The organism is Candidatus Binatia bacterium (assembly GCA_023150935.1).
In the GTDB taxonomy this organism is placed as follows: Bacteria; Desulfobacterota; Binatia; order HRBIN30; family HRBIN30; genus JAKLJW01.
In genome coordinates this window covers 1-536 of the sequence record JAKLJW010000176.1, presented here as the reverse complement: position 1 = coordinate 536, position 536 = coordinate 1, and the positions used below count along the sequence as shown (strand labels likewise).

1 protein-coding gene is annotated in these 536 nt (G+C 73.1%); it reads right to left on the bottom strand.

Going from position 1 to position 536, the window contains the following annotated elements; all coding sequences use genetic code 11:
- A partial coding sequence (locus L6Q96_23595; GenBank protein ID MCK6557530.1) for a dihydrodipicolinate synthase family protein occupies positions 1-511 on the bottom strand: 511 nt, incomplete at its 3' end.
- Between the last annotated feature and the right edge of the window lie 25 nt (positions 512-536).

Below are 536 nucleotides of genomic sequence, written 5' to 3'. Positions count from 1 at the left end.
GGATCGGGTTCGACTCGACGAAGAGCGCCTTGAAGAGCGGGGACAGCTCCTCGTGGATCCGCTCGTCGCGGTCGCGGCAGAGGCGCGCCATCTTCTCCGGCACGACGTTGGCCGCGACCGAGATCACGCCGGTGGCGCCGCGCCGCATGCACTCGAGGGTCGCCGCGTCGTCGCCGGCGAGGACCGTGAGGTCAGGGGCGAGCCTCTTGACCCGCTCCAGCTCGCCCGTCGCGTCCTTGAGGGCGACGACCCCCGGCACGCGGGCGAGCCGCTTGACGGTCGCCTCCTTGAACGTGACCGCCGTGCGCCCCGGGACGTCGTAGAGGATCACGGGGCGCCCGGAGGCCGCGCGCGCGGCCGCCTCGCAATGGAGGAAGAGCCCCTCCTGCGTCGGCTTGTTGTAGTAGGGCGTGACGACGAGCATCGCGTCGACCCCCCACTGCGCCGCCGCGCGCGTGAGCTGCACGGTGGACCAGGTCGCGTTCGTCCCCGTGCCGGCGATCACCGGCACGCGACCCCTCGCGACGGCGATCGCG